The sequence below is a fragment of the Pseudomonas sp. LAMO17WK12:I10 genome, from assembly GCF_900215185.1.
In the GTDB taxonomy this organism is placed as follows: domain Bacteria; phylum Pseudomonadota; class Gammaproteobacteria; order Pseudomonadales; family Pseudomonadaceae; genus Aquipseudomonas; species Aquipseudomonas chlororaphis.
This window is the reverse complement of sequence record NZ_OBDX01000032.1, coordinates 65,106-84,067: the sequence shown is the minus strand read 5'-3', so window position 1 is coordinate 84,067 and position 18,962 is coordinate 65,106. Positions and strand designations below refer to the sequence as shown.

The window sequence follows — 18,962 nt, the reverse complement described above, 5'->3', positions numbered from 1 at the left end:
CGTTCAAGTGATCCGGGGGCCAAACAATAGAAGAACAGGACAATGGCACTCAGAACAAGGCGATCTGTTCATGGTAACACCTGCTCCGAGCGGTTTCGTGGTGATGCCCAGGCGCTGGGTAGTGGAGCGAACTCATGCCTGGAATGAGAGGGCTCGACGACTAATTATGCATCACGACCGGTTGTTCGCTGTGAGTGAGGCGTGGGTGTGGCTGGCCGAAGCACGCATACTCGCGCGCCGACTCACTACATAATTTTGTCTACACCCTCTAAGAAAGCGCGGAAATCCAGGATATTTCTGACTTTTTCCGAATTTTTCACATCCGGTCTGGATAATTTTCCGCGCCCAGGCGTCTGAGTCTGCCCCGATGTGCTATTACCAATAGCTGACTTTTTGGAACGCGCTCCCCATGTCCATGCCTCACACCCCCGAGCTTCAAACGGTTCGCCGCCGCGGATTGTTCGCCATGCGCTGGTATTCCTGGCTGCTGCTGGTGGGCGTCGTGATGTATGGCGTCGCGATCGCCATGCACTGGGACGACCGTGGCCTGCTCTGGGTGCTGGAGCGTTTCGAAACCCCGGCCGAGCGCCAGGAAAGTGTCTGGCTGCCGGATTACCGCGCGGTCATCGACGCCAAGGTACTGCCGGGCATGGAGAAGGACGAGGCCTCCGACCTGGCTTACAACCCGCAGACCAAGACCCTGTTTTCGGTGATGGGCAAGAACCCGTTCCTGGTCGAGTTGAACCTGCAGGGCGATGTGCTGCGCAAGATGCCGCTGGTGGGCTGGAGCAACCCGGAAGGGGTGGCGGTCATGGAGAACGGCCTGCTGGGGATCGTCGACGAGCGCGATCACCTGCTGACCATCGTCAAGGTGGATGCCAATACCCGCGAGCTGAATATTTCCGACTTCCCGAAATACGATCTTGGGCCTTCGCAGGACCAGAACAAGGCGTTCGAAGCCGTGGCCTGGGACCCGCGCAAGCAGCAGTTGCTGCTGGGCGAGGAGCGTCCGCCGGCGCTGTTTACCTGGAACAGCGACGGCAGCCAGACCCTCAAGGGTGACAAGCAGAAACTGGAAAGCGATGAGCTGGATCTGCGCAACCTGTCCGCCCTGAGCATCGACCCTCGCACCAGTCATACCCTGGTGCTGTCCGCCGATTCGCACATGTTGCTGGAGCTGGACGAAGCCGGCGAGCAGGTCAGCTTCATGACCTTGCTGGGCGGTTTCAATGGCCTCAAAGACACCATTCCACGGGCCGAGGGCGTGGCCATGGATGAGCAGGGCAACCTGTACATGGTCAGCGAACCCAACCTGTTCTATCGCTTTGAGAAGCACTGATTCAGAAATTTCTAGCAGCAAAAGGCCATAATCCGGCATACGCCCGCTGCGATTAAGTTTAAATTCATCCGGCTGTGATATTTCATCCGCCTGATTTGTATTTGAGCTTGCCAGCATGCGTCGACTCGCCTATCCCAAACCGCTGTTCCTTCTCCTGTGTTTTATCGTGCTGGTGCTGCTGGGTATTGCCGGACAGCACCACCGCTACTTCGAGCGCCTGTGGTTCAACTGGCGGGTCATGTCGCAGCCGGTTAACACCGATGCCATTGGCCTTGATGGCTATCGGGTGACTCTCGAAGCACAAAAGATCGAAGGCCTGGATGATGTCTCGGCGCTGACCTACGACCCGGTGCGCAAAAGCCTGTTCACCGTGACCAACAAGAATGCCGAGCTGATCGAGCTGTCGCTCGACGGGCGCATCCTGCGGCGCATCGCTCTGACCGGTTTTGGCGACCCGGAAGCGGTCGAGTTCATCAGCGCCGACACCTTTGTGATCACCGACGAGCGCCAGCAGCGGCTGATCAAGATCCATCTGGAGGAGGACACGGTGTTCCTCGACGCGGCGGACGCCGAGCAGATGACCCTGGGTGTGCACATGAGCGGCAACAAGGGCTTCGAGGGCCTGGCCTACGATTCGGTGGGCAAGCGCCTGTTCGTTGCCAAGGAACGCGACCCGATGCTGATCTACGAGGTCAAGGGTTTCCCGCATTACGACCCGGAGAAGTCCTACGCGGTGCATGTGGTCAACAACCCCAAGCGCGATGCCGGGTTGTTCGTGCGTGACCTGTCCAGCCTGCAATACGACGAGCGCACCGGGCATCTGCTGGCGCTGTCGGATGAATCGTGGCTGGTGCTGGAACTGGACGTGGATGGCCGGCCCCTGAGCACCATGTCGCTGCGCAAGGGCCGGCAAGGCTTGCAGGCCACGGTGCCGCAGGCCGAAGGCATTGCCATGGACGACGACGGCACCCTGTACCTGGTCAGCGAGCCGAACCTGTTCTACGTCTTCAAGAAACCCGCCCAGTAACCCTGTAGCCCTGTAGCCGCTGCCGAGCCCGCGAGGCTGCGCCCGGGCGCGCAGCGGCCGCAAACCAGATAACCCCAGCCTCCCAGACCGTCCGCATACCCCGAACCTGCGAGGACTGCGTCGCAATGCCGCCCACCTTGATCGCAGCCTCGCGAGCTCGGCAGCGGCTACAGGCTACCGCTTAAAACTGCCACTGCACGCCGAGGGAGTAGCCGGTCTGGCTGCCTTCGGCGTGGCCGATCCGGCCGTTGACCTCGGCGTACAGCCCCAGTTGCGGGGTGATCGCCAGCTAGCTGCCGAGCTGGGCGCGGCCGAAGCTCTTGTCCACGCCGCCCAGGCGAGCCACGCGCACTTGAGCATCGGCGCGGCTGGTCAGGTCCAGGTCGTCCAGGCGGCCATCCGCCAACTCCTTGACCCAGGCCAGGTCGCCATAAGGCAGCAAGCTCATGCCGTAAGGCAGGGCCAAGGCGCCGCGAACACGCCAGCCGAGGCTGGCTTCCAGCGAATCGAATGACTGCTCCTCGTAACTCAGCGCCGTGCGCAGGTCCTGCTTCTCGTGGAAGCGGTCGATGCGGTAGTGGGTGTAATCGAGGCCGGCGAAGGGGCCGCTCTTGATCGCACCGAAGTCCAGGTCGTAACCGCCGAGCACGCGGGCGCCCAGGGGCAGGGCGTCGGTATCGCTCGTCAGTTTCTGGTTCAGTAGCACCGGGCCGCCGTTGGCCTGGATCACCAGGTTGCGCTTGGATTCGAAGCGGGTGCGACCGACGCTCAGGTCGCCGGCCAGCCATTGCGGGCCGCCATCGTTGAGCAAGGCGTAGACCGCCGCCTGCCAGGTGTCGCTGTCGAGCTTGCCGCGGTGCTCGAGCTTGTCGCGACCGTTCTGGTAGCTGAGGCTGGCGCCGACATTCAGGCTCGAATTGAGCTGGTAGTCGCCCAAGGCATGCACCCCCAGCCGACGCGCCTCGGGATTGGGCGCGCTGTCGAAACCGCTGTCGGGGCTGTATTCGCCGTCGATGCCGATCTCGCCATCGAAACTGCCGACTTCCCGGCCCATCGCCTGCAAGGTCAGCCAGCGCCGGTCGTGCAGCCGGACCATGGCCTGATGCTGGCGTTGCAGATGATCCTGCTGGTTGCGCGCCACAGCGCCGCCGGAAGCGGTGGAGGCCAGCAGGTCGGCATTGGTCAGCTCCAGGACCAGGCGGCTGAGCAGGCGCGAGTAATCGCGCAGGCGCTGGTCGATGCGTTCCTGGCCGAAGGCGTTGGTCAGCACCGCCTTATTGTCCTCGGCGGGATCGTGCCAGGTGGAGCCGCCGGGGATGGCCGGGTTGGTGGTCTGGGTGTAGCCGTCCAGGTCGCCGATTTCCCAGTTGGTGGCCTCGATGTAGAGAATCGGGATGTTCAGCCCTTCGAAGGCTTCGCCGTCGCTGCAGCAGCCGGTGCCCGCGGGGTATGCCGGGTCGAGGCCGGGGTTGGTGAACAGATTGATCTGCAGTTCCCTGGCGATCCGCAGGGTATGTTCGCGCAACGAGGCCAGGGCCGGGTTGGCGCTGCTGTTCTGTCCGGCGTGGGCATACATCATGTCGCCGGTGATCAGGCTGTCGAGGTTGATCATGGCCAGCATGTTGGCGCGCTGGCTGGCGCTGAGGGCGTCGACGAATGCCCTGGAGCCGCGCAGGCCTTCTTCCTCGGCGCCGAAGCCGACCACCTGCAAGCCGTTTTCCAGCTGCAGCCCGCCGAGGTTGCGGGCGATTTCGGTCAGTACGCTGGCGCCGGAGCCGTTGTCGTCCAGGCCTTGCAGGGTCGGGCGGCCGAAATAGGTATCGAAGTGCGCGCCGGCCACCACGTTTTGCGAGCTGCGGCTGTTGCCGCCGGCGGTCCAGGAAAAGTCCTGGCGGCTGATGCCGTAGGCGCTGCCCATCTGGCTCTGCATCCAGTCGGCGGCACCGGCGAAGTTGGCGGTGCCACGGTAGCGGCCGGGGTAGTCGTTGATCAGTTTGTCGAGGGTGGTGGCGGCGTGTTCGCCGTATTCATAGGCGAAGGCCTGGGTGGACAGCAGAACGCTGGCGAGACTGACGGCAAGCGTGAGGGGCTTGAGCACGGTGATCTTCCTTGAGGGATGAAAAAACGGGGGCAGTTGCACAATGCGCGCCTCATTCCTTGGGCGACCTTGTATTGGCGCATTGCTTAAACCGAACGTCGCCTGGCGCTAATTTGTAACGGATTTGATACCGGAAGTCCTGGGCCGCACCGAGACCTGGTGTGCGAATCCGGATATTTCTGCGGCTAAATGCAGCGAAAAGTAGCAGTAGTGGCGAGGTTGGTGCGGGAGGGCAGGGCGGGGGCTGGATGGGAGAGCTTTCGCCCCGCCCTTGCGGCAGGGGCGAAATCGGCGGCATCAGGCGGTGAGGGTCTTCACGCCTTCGCGGGTGCCCAGCAGCAGCACGTCGGCCGGGCGGGCGGCGAACAGGCCGTTGGTGACCACGCCGACAATCCCATTGATCTGCGCTTCCAGCTCCACCGGGTTGGTGATCTGCATGTTGTGCACATCGAGGATGATGTTGCCGTTGTCGGTGATCACGCCTTCGCGGTAGACCGGGTCGCCACCGAGCTTCACCAGCTCGCGGGCCACGTGGCTGCGGGCCATGGGGATCACTTCCACCGGCAGCGGGAAGGCGCCCAGCACCGGCACCAGCTTGCTGGCGTCGGCGATGCAGATAAAGGTCTTGGCTACCGCCGCGACGATTTTCTCGCGGGTCAGGGCCGCGCCGCCGCCCTTGATCAGGTTCAGGTGTTCGTCGCTTTCGTCGGCGCCGTCGATGTAGAACTCCAGGTCGCTGACGGTGTTCAGTTCGTACACCGGGATGCCGTGGCCCTTGAGGCGCGCCGCGGTGGCTTCGGAGCTGGCGACCGCGCCGTCGAAGGCGGCCTTGTGCTGGGCCAGGGCGTCGATGAAGCAATTGGCGGTGGAGCCGGTGCCGACCCCGACGATGCTCTTGTCATCGAGTTTCGGCAGGATGAGGTCGACGGCAGCCTGGGCCACGGCCTGTTTGAGTTGATCCTGGGTCATGCGGGCTCCGGAAGCGGGCAAGGGGGGAACGGAAAGGCCGGCATTATAGGCCGGTGTCCTGAGCAGGTCATTGCCCGTTTGGCGAACCGCTTTTTGTAGGGGCTTTTAAAACCTCTGGATTCGTGTGGTCGCCCGGGTAAACGCTGGGTTAGACTCGCTGGCCCTGCCCAACCCGCTCAGTGATGCTTTCCGATGCTCGAACAGTACGTCAAAAAGATCCTCACCTCGCGCGTTTACGACGTTGCCGTAGAAACCCCGTTGCAGACTGCCCGCCAGCTCTCCGAGCGGCTGGGCAATCAGATCTGGCTCAAGCGCGAAGACTTGCAGCCAGTGTTCTCGTTCAAGATTCGCGGCGCCTACAACAAGCTGACCCAGCTCAGCGATGCCGAGCGCGCCCGGGGCGTGGTCACCGCCTCGGCCGGCAACCATGCCCAGGGCCTGGCCCTGGCGGCCAAGGTGCTGGGGGTGAAGGCGACCATCGTGATGCCCAAGACCACCCCGGAGATCAAAGTCGAAGGCGTGCGCTCGCGCGGCGGCAAAGTGGTGCTGCACGGTGATACTTTCCCGGAAGCCCTGGCCTACTCGCTGAAGCTGGTGGACGAAAAAGGCTACGTCTATATCCACCCGTACGACGATCCGCACACCATTGCCGGGCAGGGCACCGTGGCGATGGAAATCCTGCGCCAGCATCCAGGGCGCCTGGACGCGATCTTCGTGCCGGTCGGCGGTGGCGGCCTGATCGCCGGGATCGCGGCCTACGTCAAATACCTGCGGCCGGAAATCAAGATCATCGGCGTCGAGCCGGACGACTCCAACTGCCTGCAAGCGGCGATGGCCGCCGGCGAACGCGTGGTACTGCCGACCGTGGGCATCTTCGCCGACGGTGTCGCGGTGGCGCAGATCGGCCAGCACACCTTCGACATCTGCAAGGACTACGTGGATGAAGTGATCACCGTCAGCACCGACGAGATCTGCGCGGCGATCAAGGACATCTACGACGACACCCGCTCCATCACCGAGCCGGCTGGCGCCCTGGGCGTGGCCGGGATCAAGAAATACGTCGAGCAGCGTGGCGTCAGCGGGCAGACCCTGGTGGCCATCGACTCCGGCGCCAACGTCAATTTCGACCGCCTGCGCCATGTCGCCGAGCGCGCCGAGCTGGGCGAGGGCCGCGAGGCCATCATCGCCGTGACGATCCCGGAGAAGCCGGGCAGCTTCAAGGCCTTCTGCGAAGCCATCGGCAAGCGCCAGATCACCGAATTCAACTACCGCTACAACACCGGCAGCGAAGCGCACATCTTCGTGGGCGTGCAGACCCACCCGGAAAACGATCCACGCAGCGCGCTGATCGCCAGCCTGTCCGAACAGGGCTTCCCGGTGACCGACCTGACCGACAACGAACTGGCCAAGCTGCATATCCGTCATATGGTCGGCGGGCATGCGGCGCGGGTCAGCGATGAAGTGGTGTTCCGCTTCGAGTTCCCGGAACGCCCGGGCGCGTTGTTCAACTTCCTCAACAAGCTCGGCGGGCGCTGGAACATCTCGATGTTCCACTACCGCAACCATGGCGCGGCCGATGGCCGGGTGGTCGCCGGCCTGCAAGTGCCGGCGAGCGAACGCCACCTGGTACCGGCGGCGCTGGCGCAGATCGGTTACCCGTACTGGGACGAGAGCGACAACCCGGCGTATCAGCTGTTCCTCGGCTGAACGGCTACGCTGGTGGGCAAGGTCTCAAGGAGTTAATGACATGGAAACGCTGACCGTCCTCAAAACCGTCCATATCCTGGCCACCGTGTTGCTGCTGGGCAGCGCGCTGGGGCTGGCGATCTGGGTCTGGCGCGCTCGTAGCAAGGGTGACGCAAGCATCTACAGCCGGCTGTTGCGCCGGCCGCTGGTGTTCGTCTGGCTGTTGCTGGTGATCTGCCTGGCCAGCCTGCCGTTCAGCGGCTGGTGGCTGGTGCATCTGCTGGGCTGGTCGCTGGGTCAGACCTGGATCCTGGCCTCCAGCCTGATCTACACCGTGGGTGCCCTGAGTTGTTTCTGGCTGCTGGCGCGGCTCAATCGGCTGCGGATCGCCTCGGGTGTGGGGAGTCCGAAGTTCACCCTGGCGCTGGCGGTGTTCAGCTTCGTGTGTTTCTTCGCCATTGCCGGGTTGATGGGCGCCAAGCCTGTTTGACGGCCTGATCGCAAGCTTGCTCCTATAGGGGCGAGCTCGCGCTAGCTTTCTCAGTCGCGCAGGCTGATCACCGGCCAGCCACGCTGCTGGGCCAGGGCCCGCAGGTTCGGGTCCGGGTCCACGGCGATCGGGTTCGCCACCAGATCCAGCAACGGCAAGTCATTCATCGAATCGCTATAGAAGTAGCTGTCTTCCAGGCTATGGCCGGTTTCCTCGAGCCAGCGCGTCAGGCGGGTGACCTTGCCTTCGCGAAAGCACGGGACGTCGGTGCTGCGACCGGTGTAGCGGCCATCCTGCATCTCGCACTCGGTGGCGATCAGGGTTTCCACGCCCAGGCGTTCGGCGATCGGCGCGGTGACGAAGCGGTTGGTGGCGGTGATGATCACCAGCTTGTCGCCGGCGGCCTTGTGCTTGGCCAGTAGTTGCGCGGCCTTGGGCAGCAGCAGCGGCTCGATGCAGTCGCGCATGTAGTCGCGGTGCCATTGGTCGAGCACGTCCATCTCGGTGCGGCCGAGAACCTCCAGGCAGAAGTTCAGGTAGGCGGCATTGTCGAGCTTGCCGGCCAGGTAGTCCTGGTAGAACTCGTCGTTGCGGGCCTTGTAGGTGACGGCGTCGAGGAAGCCTCGTTCGCACAGGTAGTCGCCCCAGGCGTGGTCACTGTCGCCGCCCAGAAGGGTGTTGTCCAAGTCGAATAAAGCCAGGCGCATCACGGTTACTCGCTGATAAGTCTGAAAAAAGGCGATCAGAATACGGTCTTTTCACAAGAGTGCACATAAGGTAGGAAGCCTCGTTGCTGCTTTCACAACCTTTGTGGAACAATGCGGCGACATGCGTTTGCGAGGTTGTTGCCGTGATCGACCCCGATGGTTTCCGCCCCAATGTCGGGATCATTCTGACGAATGATGCCGGCCAGGTGCTATGGGCTCGCCGTATCAATCAAGATGCCTGGCAGTTTCCGCAAGGGGGGATCAACCCCGAAGAGACGCCGGAAGACGCTTTGTACCGCGAGTTGAACGAAGAAGTAGGCCTGGAACGCGAAGATGTGCAAATTCTCGCCTGCACCCGGGGCTGGTTGCGCTATCGTTTGCCGCAACGCCTGGTCCGTACCCACAGCCAACCGCTGTGCATCGGCCAGAAACAGAAATGGTTTCTCCTGCGCCTGATCTCCAACGAGCAGCGGGTGCGGATGGATTTGACCGGTAAACCGGAATTCGATGGCTGGCGCTGGGTCAGTTATTGGTATCCGTTGGGCCAGGTGGTGACATTCAAGCGCGAGGTTTATCGCCGCGCTCTCAAAGAGCTTGCCCCGCGCCTTCTAGCGCGCGACTGACGACGGAGTTCGACCCCGAGCCATGCTCAATACGCTGCGCAAGATCGTCCAGGAAGTTAACTCCGCCAAGGATCTCAAGGCGGCGTTGGGGATTATTGTGTTGCGCGTCAAAGAGGCCATGGGCAGCCAGGTCTGCTCGGTCTATCTGCTGGATCCGGAGACCAACCGTTTTGTCCTGATGGCCACCGAGGGCTTGAACAAGCGCTCGATCGGCAAGGTCAGCATGGCACCCAACGAAGGTCTGGTCGGCCTGGTCGGTACGCGCGAAGAACCGCTGAACCTCGAAAACGCCGCCGATCACCCGCGTTATCGCTACTTCGCCGAGACCGGCGAGGAGCGTTATGCCTCCTTCCTCGGTGCACCGATCATTCACCACCGCCGGGTCGTCGGCGTCCTGGTCATCCAGCAAAAGGAGCGTCGTCAGTTCGACGAGGGCGAAGAAGCCTTCCTGGTGACCATGAGCGCCCAGTTGGCGGGGGTTATCGCCCATGCCGAAGCTACCGGTTCGATCCGTGGCCTGGGCCGCCAGGGCAAGGGCATCCAGGAAGCCAAGTTCGTCGGCGTGCCCGGCTCGCCTGGCGCGGCGGTCGGTACCGCGGTGGTCATGCTGCCGCCGGCCGACCTGGACGTGGTGCCTGACAAGAGCATTACCGACATCGACGCCGAGCTGGCGTTGTTCAAGACCGCCATCGAAGGCGTGCGCGCCGACATGCGCACCCTCTCGGAAAAACTCGCCACCCAGCTGCGTCCCGAAGAGCGGGCGCTGTTCGACGTCTACCTGATGATGCTCGACGATGCCTCCCTGGGCAGCGAAGTGACCACTGTGATCAAGACCGGCCAATGGGCCCAGGGCGCGTTGCGCCAGGTGGTCACCGATCACGTCAACCGTTTCGAGCTGATGGACGATGCCTACCTGCGCGAGCGGGCGTCGGACGTCAAGGACCTGGGCCGGCGCCTGCTGGCCTACCTGCAGGAAGAGCGCCAGCAGACCCTGGTCTACCCCGACAACACCATCCTGGTCAGCGAAGAACTGACGCCGGCCATGCTCGGCGAGGTGCCCGAAGGCAAGCTGGTCGGCCTGGTCTCGGTATTGGGGTCGGGCAACTCCCACGTGGCGATCCTGGCCCGGGCCATGGGCATCCCGACGGTGATGGGCCTGGTCGACCTGCCGTACTCGAAAGTTGACGGCATCCAGATGATCGTCGACGGCTACCACGGCGAGGTCTACACCAACCCCAGCGACGTGCTGCGCAAGCAGTTCGCCGATGTGGTCGAGGAAGAGCGGCAACTGGCCCAGGGCCTGGATGCGCTGCGCGACCTGCCATGCGTGACCCTGGACGGCCACCGCATGCCGCTGTGGGTCAACACCGGCCTGCTGGCGGACGTGGCGCGGGCGCAGAAGCGTGGCGCCGAAGGCGTGGGTCTGTACCGCACCGAAGTGCCGTTCATGATCAACCAACGCTTCCCGAGCGAAAAGGAGCAGTTGGCGATCTATCGCGAGCAACTCGCGGCCTTCCACCCGCAACCGGTGACGATGCGCAGCCTGGACATTGGCGGCGACAAGTCACTGTCGTATTTCCCGATCAAGGAAGACAACCCCTTCCTCGGCTGGCGCGGCATTCGCGTCACCCTCGACCATCCCGAGATTTTCCTCGTCCAGACCCGCGCCATGCTCAAGGCCAGCGAAGGCCTGAACAACCTGCGCATCCTCCTGCCGATGATTTCCGGCACCCATGAGCTGGAAGAAGCGTTGCACCTGATCCACCGCGCCTGGGGCGAAGTACGCGACGAAGGCACCGACGTGCCGATGCCGCCGATCGGGGTGATGATCGAGATCCCGGCCGCGGTGTACCAGACCAAGGAGCTGGCGCGCCAGGTGGACTTCCTGTCGGTCGGCTCCAACGACCTGACCCAGTACCTGCTGGCCGTGGACCGTAACAACCCACGGGTGGCGGACCTCTACGACTACCTGCATCCGGCGGTGCTGCAAGCCTTGCAGACCGTGGTGCGCGACGCCCATGCCGAAGGCAAGCCGGTGAGTATCTGCGGCGAGATGGCCGGCGATCCGGCGGCGGCGGTGCTGTTGATGGCGATGGGCTTCGACAGCCTGTCGATGAACGCCACCAACCTGCCGAAAGTGAAGTGGATGCTGCGTCAGATCAATCTCAGCAAAGCCAGGGAACTGCTGGCCGAACTGATGACCATCGACAACCCGCAAGTTATCCACAGCTCGCTGCAACTGGCGCTGAAGAACCTGGGCTTGGCGCGGATGATCAATCCGGCGTCGGCCAAGACCCTTTAATTTCCGTTGTTTCCATTGCAAACAAGCCCGCTCCTACAGCTGCAGGAGCGGGCTTGCTCGCGATAGCGTCCGCTAAATCCTCAGCTCCACCTCGCCCAGATGCCCGCCATAGGGCCCGAAGCTGCGCTCGACTATGTGCCTCGAACCATCGGCCCGGACGATCAGCGCGGTGCTGGCCCGCGTGCCGTAGCTAGGGCTGGCGATAAACACGCTCGACAGCAGGCTCTCGGTGGCCAGGCCGACCCCGGTATCGGGAAGGTCGGCAAACGGCGCGGTCTGCGCATCGCTGAGCAGGGCGAGCAGAGCCTGGGGCTGCGGGTCGTCCAGTACTTCCTGTAATGCTGCCTTGGCCTTGAGCAGCTTGGGCCAGGGCGTGTCGAGCCCGGCATTCGACAGGCCGTACACGCCACTGCCCAGTTGCTGCGGCTCACGGACCTGGGCGTTGTAGTGCCAGAGCTGATCGGGGGTGCCCACCAGCAGGTTGAAGCCGGCATATTCCAGCGATCGGCCGACAACGTCGCTGAAATAGTCATCTATCGACATCTTGCTGCTGAGAAAACGCGCCACCAGTTCGCCCCGGGAGCGGCGCGCGGGGGGCTGATGGGGATTGCGGATATTGGTCAGGGCGGCGAAGCGTCCGTCGGCGCCCAGGCCGAGCCAGGTGCCGCCCGCTTCCAGGTCGCGCCCGGCATAGATATCGGGGGCTTCGGGCCATTGCGCCAACGGCAGGCTGGGGCGGGCGTAGAACTCGTCACGGTTGGCCGCGACGATCAGGGGCAGGGCGTGGCCCGGCCGCCAGGCGAATACGATCAAGCACATCAGGTTGTCCCTTTTGTGTTTTTTGCTCACTTTACGCACAGAACGACTGGGTATCCATCGCCATCCAGTGGAGCCAATGGCCGTGCATCCGTTACCATGCCGCTCTCTTTTCGGGGTGCCTCCATGGAATTTCTGCTCTATCTGCTGCTGGGGGCCTGCGCGGGCATATTGGCCGGTCTGTTTGGCGTAGGTGGCGGCATCATCATCGTTCCCGTGCTGGTGTTCAGCTTCACCCTGCAAGGTTTCGATCCGTCGATCCTGACCCACCTGGCCGTTGGTACGTCGCTGGCGACCATCATTTTTACCTCGGTCAACGCGGTTCGCGAACACCAGCGCAGGGGCGCGGTGCGCTGGCCGATCTTTGCCTGGATGACCCTGGGCATCCTGCTCGGCGCCGGAGTCGGGGCGCTGACGGCCGAAGCGATTTCCGGGCCGAACCTGCAGAAAATCATCGGCATCTTCGCCCTGGTGGTCGCCCTGCAGATGACCCTGGACCTGCGGCCCAAGGCCAGCCGCGACGTTCCCGGCAAGCTGGGGCTGACCCTGGCCGGCAGTGTGATCGGCTGGGCCTCGGCGATTTTCGGCATCGGCGGCGGCTCGCTGACCGTGCCGTTCCTGACCTGGCGCAGTGTGCCGATGCAGCAGGCGGTGGCCACGTCCTCGGCCTGCGGTTTGCCGATTGCCGTGGCCAGTGCAATAAGTTTCATGATTCTGGGCTGGCATGATCCGTTGCTGCCGGCCCATAGTCTGGGTTTTGTGTATTTGCCGGCGCTGCTGGGCATCGCCCTGACCAGCATGGTCTTTGCCCGGTTCGGCGCGCGCCTGGCCCATCGGCTGTCGGCGCGTCTGTTGAAGCGCTTGTTCGCCGGCCTGCTGTTTGTGGTCGGCCTGACGTTCCTGCTCTGACAGGTTCCGCAATCCTGGCTTAATCCGCGCGTGACATGGTCGCGGCGCAATCGAGTTTCACTCTAACGAGGAGTCGCAATGCTGCCTTACCCGCAGATCGACCCGGTGGCCCTGGCCATCGGTCCGCTGAAAATTCACTGGTACGGCCTGATGTACCTGATCGGCATCGGTGGCGCCTGGCTGCTGGCGTCGCGCCGGTTGAACCGCTTCGACCCGACTTGGACCAAGGAGAAGCTCTCCGACATGGTGTTCTGGATGTCGATGGGGGTCATTGTCGGCGGGCGCCTGGGCTATGTGCTGTTCTACGACCTGAGCGCCTACCTGGCCAACCCGACGCTGATCTTCGAGGTCTGGAAAGGCGGCATGTCGTTCCACGGCGGTTTCATCGGGGTGATGCTCGCGGCCTTGTGGTTCGGCAAGAAGAACGGCAAGTCGTTCTTCCAGCTAATGGACTTCGTCGCGCCAATGGTGCCGATCGGCCTGGGCGCCGGGCGCATCGGCAACTTCATCAACGCCGAGCTGTGGGGCAAGCCGACCGACCTGCCGTGGGCGATGATCTTCCCGCCATTCAGCGACCCGGCCCAGCTGCCGCGCCATCCTTCGCAGCTGTATCAGTTCGCCCTGGAAGGCGTGGCGCTGTTCCTCATCCTCTGGCTGTTCTCGCGCAAACCCCGTCCAACCATGGCGGTTTCCGGGATGTTCGCCCTGTTTTACGGTATTTTTCGTTTTATCGTCGAGTTCGTCCGCGTCCCGGATGCGCAGTTGGGCTATCTGGCGTGGAACTGGCTGACCATGGGCCAGGTGCTGTGCCTGCCGATGATCGTTGGCGGCCTGTTCCTGATCTGGCTGGCCTATCACCGCGCTCCAGCGGCACCGGTGGCGAAAGACGCCGCGCTCTAATTCGGATCGCAGGGTGCGAGCCCTGCCTTCAAGGACACAGGTAATACATGAAGCAATATCTCGATCTGGTCGCCCACGTCATCAAGAACGGCACCAAGCAGGCCAACCGCACCGGCGTGAACACCATCAGCTTCCCCGGCGCGATGCTGCGTTACGACCTGAAAGACGGTTTCCCGGCGATCACCACCCGCAAGATGGCCTTCAAGTCGGCCATCGGCGAGATGTGCGGTTTCCTCCGTGGGGTGAACAACGCCGCCGAATTCCGTGCCCTGGGCTGCAAGGTCTGGGACCAGAACGCCAACGAAAACGCCCAGTGGCTAGCCAATCCCTTCCGCCAGGGCGAGGACGACCTGGGTGAGATCTACGGCGTGCAATGGCGCAAGTGGCCGGCGTACAAGCAGATCCCCCTGAGCAACCCGGCCGCCATCGAGCAGACCCTGAACCAGGGCTACCGGCAGATCGCCGAAGGCGAGGAAAACGGCCAGGCCTACGTGGTGCTGTACAAGGCCATCGACCAGGTGCGCCAGTGTGTGGATACCATCATCAAGGACCCGGGCAGCCGCCGTATCCTGTTCCACGGCTGGAACTGCGCTCAGCTGGATGAAATGGCCCTGCCGCCGTGCCACCTGCTGTACCAGTTCCATCCGAATGTCGAGACCCGGGAAATTTCCCTGACCCTCTACATCCGCTCCAACGACCTGGGCCTGGGCACGCCGTTCAACCTCACCGAAGGCGCCGCCCTGCTGAGCCTGATTGGTCGCCTGACCGGCTACACCCCGCGCTGGTTCACCTATTTCATCGGTGACGCCCACGTCTACGAAAACCACCTGGACATGCTCAACGAGCAGCTCAAGCGCGAGCCGTTCCCGATGCCGAAGCTGGTGATTTCCGAGCGTGTACCGGAGTTCGCCAAGACCGGCGTGTACCAGCCGGAGTGGCTGGAAAAGGTTGAGCCGAGCGACTTCTCGCTGGAAGGCTACGAGCACCACGCGCCGATGACCGCGCCGATGGCGGTCTGAGCGAGATACCCGGCGGCGGCTCCTGTAGCTGCTGCCGCAGGCTGCGATAAGGCCCGCAGGGCCTAGCAATCCCGAAGACCACGCCTACACGTGGTCGATACGGCAATCTGCCTCTGTGTAGGAGCGAGTCTGGCCCGCGTCGTTTCTAGTGGCCGTGGCTACGGCCCACATGAGAGTCCTCGGCTTCGCTGGGGGCCACCGAGCCGCTGACTTCCAGGCGCTGCAAAATCCCGCACTGATCCAGGTCCGGCCCTTCGCTGCAGCGTTGGCGCAGGTCGAGCAGCTGTGTCTGCAAGGCCAGCAGCCCGTCGATCCGCGCCTTGACGTGGTGGATATGTTCGTCGATCAGCGCGTTCACGTTCTGGCACTGGTCCTGCGGGCTGTCGCGCAGGTTCAGCAGGCTGCGGATTTCCTCGAGGGTCATGTCCAGGCTGCGGCAGTTGCGGATAAAGGTCAGGCGTTCGGTGTGGGCCTGGGTATACAGACGGTAATTGCCCTCGCTGCGGGCCGGCTCCGGCAGCAGGCCTTCGCGCTCGTAGTAACGGATGGTTTCGACCTGACAGTCGGTCAGTTTCGCCAGCTCGCCAATTTTCATCGCGACAATCTCCGAAAGGGTGCTTGACCCTATAGTGGCTACAGGGTGTTCACTTGGCAACAGGCACCTTTTCGGACGCGACCTTATGAGCGATTCCCTGCACACCCACGGCAAGCCCGGCGCTGACTCCAAGCATGCTGGCCACGATCACCATCACGATCACGATCACGATCATGGCCATGGCGCAAAACTGCATCCGCTGAAAAAACACGACCATGCTGGCCACGGCGCTTCCTGCTGCTCGTCGCCGTCGCTGGTCCAGTTGAGCGAGCCCCAGGCTGCCAGTCACGGTGATTCCTGCTGTTCGTCGGCCGCCGCGCCGTCGCGGGTTGTGCTCAGCGCGGCGTCGAGCGCCAATGCGCGCCTGAGCAGTTTCCGCATCGAGGCCATGGACTGCCCGACTGAGCAGACGCTGATCCAGAACAAGCTGGGCAAGCTGGCGGGCGTGCAGCAACTGGAGTTCAACCTGATCAACCGGGTGCTGGGCGTGACCCATGACCTGCAGGACGTTGCCCCGATCATCGCCGCCATCAAGTCCCTGGGCATGGAGGCCGAGCCCATCGGCCTGGGCGGCGAGTCCGATGCCCCGGCCGCGGCGCCGGTGAAAAAGCACTGGTGGCCGCTGGCGCTGTCCGGTGTCGGCGCGCTGGCCGCGGAGGGGATCCACTTCACCAGCGCCGCGCCGACCTGGGTGGTGGCGGTGATCGCCCTGGTATCGATCCTCAGCGGCGGCCTCGGCACTTACAAGAAGGGCTGGATCGCCCTAAAGAACCGCAACCTCAACATCAACGCCTTGATGAGCATCGCCGTGACCGGCGCGGTGCTGATCGGCCAATGGCCGGAAGCGGCGATGGTGATGTTCCTGTTCACCGTGGCCGAGTTGATCGAGGCCCGATCCCTGGACCGCGCGCGCAATGCCATCAGTGGCCTGATGCAGATGACCCCGGAACGGGTCACGGTGCAGGAGGCAGACGGAAGTTGGGTCGAACGGGAAGCGAGAAGCATCGAGCTGGGCGCGTTGGTACGGGTTCGCCCAGGTGAGCGCATCGGCCTCGACGGCGAGGTGCTGGCCGGCAGTTCGACCATCGACCAGGCGCCGATCACCGGCGAAAGCCTGCCGGTGGAAAAGACCCTGGGCGACAAGGTCTTCGCTGGCACCATCAACCAGGCCGGCTCGCTGGAGTACAAGGTGACCGCGGCGGCCAACAACTCGACCCTGGCGCGGATCATCCATGCCGTGGAACAAGCCCAGGGCGCGCGCGCGCCGACCCAGCGCTTCGTCGACAGCTTCTCGAAACTCTACACCCCCGCGGTGTTTGCCTTTGCCCTGGCCGTGGCGGTGATTCCACCGCTGTTCATGGGGGCCGCCTGGTTCGACTGGATCTACCGCGCCCTGGTGCTGCTGGTGGTGGCGTGCCCCTGCGCGCTGGTGATTTCCACTCCGGTGACCATCGTCAGCGGTCTGGCCGCGGCGGCGCGCAAAGGCATCCTGATCAAGGGCGGGGTCTACCTGGAGGGCGGTTACAAGCTCGACTACCTGGCGCTGGACAAGACCGGCACCATCACCCACGGCAAGCCGGTGCAGACCGATTTCCTGTCCCTCGACCCGCTGGCGGACAGCAGCGCCCCGGCCATCGCCGCCAGCCTAGCGTCCCGTTCCGACCACCCGGTGTCCCTGGCCATCGCCAATGCGGCTGTGGATAAGCAGCTGAGCCTGCACCTTGTGGATAACTTCCAAGCCCTGGCCGGCCGCGGTGTGCGTGGCGAAATCAACGGCCAGCTCTACCACCTGGGCAATCACCGCCTGGTGGAGGAACTGGGGCTGTGCTCGCCGGAGCTGGAAGAGCAGCTGTTCGCCCTGGAGAAACAGGGCAAGACCGTGGTGCTGTTGCTCGACAGCGTCGGCCCCCTGGCCCTGTTCGCCGTGGCGGACACGGTCAAGGAGTCCAGCCGCGAAGCGATCCAGCAGTTGCACGAGCTGGGCATCAAGACCCTGATGCTGACCGGCGACAACCCGCACACCGCCGAAGCCATCGCCGCCCAGGTGGGCATCGATCAGGCCCGCGGCGACCTGTTGCCCACCGACAAGCTGCAAGCCATCGAAGACCTGTACGCCCAAGGGCACCGGGTCGGCATGGTCGGTGACGGCATCAACGACGCCCCGGCCCTGGCCCGCGCGGAGATCGGTTTCGCCATGGCCGCGGCGGGCACCGACACCGCCATCGAGACCGCCGATGTCGCCTTGATGGACGACGATCTGCGCAAGATTCCGGCCTTTGTCCGGCTGTCCCGCCAGACCTCGAACATCCTCGTGCAAAATATCGCCCTGGCCCTGGTCATCAAGGCGATCTTTCTTGGGGTAACCTTCTTCGGGTTGGCCACCATGTGGATGGCCGTGTTCGCCGACATGGGCGTCAGCCTGTTGGTGGTCTTCAACGGTTTGCGCCTGTTGCGCAAATAGAGGATGAGAGGACGCAGTGCTGAGTGCCGAGCTGAAGGCGTTTTACCTGGTGGCCCGCCTGGGCAGCATCACCCTGGCGGCGAAAAAGCTCGGCCTGAGCCAGCCCACGGTGACCACCCAGATCCGTCATCTGGAAAGCCAGTATGCGGTCGAGCTGTTTTATCGCGGCGGCCGCCGCCTCAGTGTCAGCGAAGAGGGTGCCCGGCTGTTGCCGATGGTCAAGGCGCTGTTGCAGCAGGAAGCCGATATCGAGTTTTTCCTGCGCAATAGCGGCCAATTGCAAGGCACCCTGCGGATTGCCGCCACGGCGCCGTATTACATCCTCGATCTGGTGAAGACCTTCCGGGAGCGCCTGCCCCAGGTGGAGGTGTCGGTGGAAATCGGCAACTCGCAGCAGGTCCTGGAATCGCTGGAGGAATACCGGGTCGACATTGCCGCGTCCTCGCAGTTGCTGGAGGATTCGCGCTTGATTCGCCGGGTGCTCGGCAGCGACCCGCTGGTGCTGGCGGTGCACCGCAATCATCCGTTGGCGGCCCTCGATCATGTGCCCTTGAACGCCCTGGCCGGGCATACCCTGCTGATGCGCGAGCCGGGCTCCACCACCCGGCGCCTGACCGAAGAATTGCTCGACAGCGCCCAGGTCAGCTTCGGGCCGCTGCTGGAGATCGGCAGCCGCGAGTCGATCCGCGAGGCGGTGCTGCGCAATATCGGCATCAGCATCATTGCCCGTCAGGAAGTCCCCCACGATCCGCAGTTGCGGGTGCTGACCATCGAGAACGCGCCGCAGATCGCCGAATACCTGTACTGCCTCAAGGAGCGCAAGGGCGCGCGCCTGCCGGCGGCCTTCCTCGGGCTGGCGCAGGAAATGGCGCCAGCCTGAACCCTGCTCCTTGTAGCCGCTGCCGAGCGCAGCGAGGCTGCGAACGGGTGCGCAGCGCCCGCAAAAGGCGCCCTGCGGTTACCTCGCCAGATCGCGTTGTCGGACCTGCGGTTGCTGCGCACCCGTTCGCAGCCTCGCGGG

Annotated in this window: 15 protein-coding genes and 2 pseudogenes; 12 read left to right on the top strand and 5 right to left on the bottom strand. The window is 63.7% G+C overall.

The window, feature by feature from the left end; genetic code table 11:
• The 3 genes and pseudogenes from CRO75_RS27125 to CRO75_RS27115 all read left to right on the top strand — a co-directional run.
• A pseudogene (locus CRO75_RS27125) lies at positions 1-253 on the top strand (IS5/IS1182 family transposase); the annotation flags it as partial.
• A 156-nt stretch (positions 254-409) separates the two neighbouring features.
• Positions 410-1,339, top strand: a complete 930-nt coding sequence (locus CRO75_RS27120) for an SdiA-regulated domain-containing protein (protein WP_097139370.1) — start codon at positions 410-412, stop codon at positions 1,337-1,339.
• Between the two features lie 115 nt (positions 1,340-1,454).
• Positions 1,455-2,366, top strand: a complete 912-nt coding sequence (locus CRO75_RS27115; protein ID WP_097139368.1) for an SdiA-regulated domain-containing protein — start codon at positions 1,455-1,457, stop codon at positions 2,364-2,366.
• A gap of 181 nt (positions 2,367-2,547) precedes the next feature.
• On the opposite strand, the pseudogene CRO75_RS27110 reads toward CRO75_RS27115, so the two are convergent.
• Positions 2,548-4,464: pseudogene (locus CRO75_RS27110) on the bottom strand (autotransporter domain-containing protein).
• Positions 4,465-4,761: 297 nt separating this feature from the next.
• Positions 4,762-5,433, bottom strand: coding sequence for a ribose-5-phosphate isomerase RpiA (gene rpiA, locus CRO75_RS27105; RefSeq protein WP_097139366.1), 672 nt, complete (start codon positions 5,431-5,433; stop codon positions 4,762-4,764).
• Positions 5,434-5,625: 192 nt separating this feature from the next.
• On the opposite strand from rpiA, the gene ilvA reads away from it, so the two are divergent.
• The gene (gene ilvA / locus CRO75_RS27100; protein WP_007927333.1) at positions 5,626-7,140 is read left to right on the top strand and encodes a threonine ammonia-lyase, biosynthetic; all 1,515 of its coding nucleotides are present in this window, start codon (positions 5,626-5,628) and stop codon (positions 7,138-7,140) included.
• Positions 7,141-7,180: 40 nt separating this feature from the next.
• A complete protein-coding gene (locus CRO75_RS27095) occupies positions 7,181-7,609 on the top strand; it encodes a DUF2269 family protein (RefSeq protein ID WP_009046070.1) in 429 nt (142 codons plus the stop codon).
• 50 nt (positions 7,610-7,659) lie between these two features.
• Here the strand turns inward: CRO75_RS27095 and CRO75_RS27090 are convergent, their stop codons facing one another.
• Positions 7,660-8,316, bottom strand: coding sequence for an HAD family hydrolase (locus tag CRO75_RS27090; RefSeq protein WP_007927343.1), 657 nt, complete (start codon positions 8,314-8,316; stop codon positions 7,660-7,662).
• Positions 8,317-8,459: 143 nt separating this feature from the next.
• Here CRO75_RS27090 and CRO75_RS27085 point away from each other — a divergent pair, with 143 nt between their 5' ends.
• Positions 8,460-8,939 (top strand): RNA pyrophosphohydrolase, encoded by a 480-nt coding sequence (locus CRO75_RS27085; protein ID WP_007927344.1) that lies wholly within the window; start codon positions 8,460-8,462, stop codon positions 8,937-8,939.
• A 22-nt stretch (positions 8,940-8,961) separates the two neighbouring features.
• A complete protein-coding gene (gene ptsP, locus CRO75_RS27080; protein WP_053263019.1) occupies positions 8,962-11,241 on the top strand; it encodes a phosphoenolpyruvate--protein phosphotransferase in 2,280 nt (759 codons plus the stop codon).
• Between the two features lie 72 nt (positions 11,242-11,313).
• Here ptsP and CRO75_RS27075 read toward each other — a convergent pair whose 3' ends face one another.
• Entirely contained in the window at positions 11,314-12,060 is a 747-nt protein-coding gene (locus CRO75_RS27075) for an NRDE family protein (RefSeq protein WP_097139363.1), read from the bottom strand.
• Positions 12,061-12,183: 123 nt separating this feature from the next.
• Between CRO75_RS27075 and CRO75_RS27070 the strand changes: the two genes are divergently transcribed.
• The 3 genes from CRO75_RS27070 to CRO75_RS27060 all read left to right on the top strand — a co-directional run bounded on the left by CRO75_RS27070 (position 12,184) and on the right by CRO75_RS27060 (position 14,885).
• Positions 12,184-12,966, top strand: a complete 783-nt coding sequence (locus CRO75_RS27070) for a sulfite exporter TauE/SafE family protein (protein WP_009046067.1) — start codon at positions 12,184-12,186, stop codon at positions 12,964-12,966.
• 78 nt (positions 12,967-13,044) lie between these two features.
• A complete protein-coding gene (gene lgt, locus CRO75_RS27065) occupies positions 13,045-13,866 on the top strand; it encodes a prolipoprotein diacylglyceryl transferase (RefSeq protein ID WP_009046066.1) in 822 nt (273 codons plus the stop codon).
• 47 nt (positions 13,867-13,913) lie between these two features.
• Positions 13,914-14,885, top strand: a complete 972-nt coding sequence (locus tag CRO75_RS27060) for a thymidylate synthase (RefSeq protein WP_007927352.1) — start codon at positions 13,914-13,916, stop codon at positions 14,883-14,885.
• Positions 14,886-15,030: 145 nt separating this feature from the next.
• Here CRO75_RS27060 and cadR read toward each other — a convergent pair whose 3' ends face one another.
• The gene (cadR, locus tag CRO75_RS27055) at positions 15,031-15,480 is read right to left on the bottom strand and encodes a Cd(II)/Pb(II)-responsive transcriptional regulator (protein ID WP_007930346.1); all 450 of its coding nucleotides are present in this window, start codon (positions 15,478-15,480) and stop codon (positions 15,031-15,033) included.
• A gap of 85 nt (positions 15,481-15,565) precedes the next feature.
• On the opposite strand from cadR, the gene CRO75_RS27050 reads away from it, so the two are divergent.
• A complete protein-coding gene (locus tag CRO75_RS27050; protein ID WP_097139361.1) occupies positions 15,566-17,941 on the top strand; it encodes a heavy metal translocating P-type ATPase in 2,376 nt (791 codons plus the stop codon).
• A 16-nt stretch (positions 17,942-17,957) separates the two neighbouring features.
• Positions 17,958-18,821, top strand: a complete 864-nt coding sequence (locus CRO75_RS27045) for a LysR family transcriptional regulator (protein WP_092419340.1) — start codon at positions 17,958-17,960, stop codon at positions 18,819-18,821.
• Positions 18,822-18,962 lie beyond the last annotated feature (141 nt).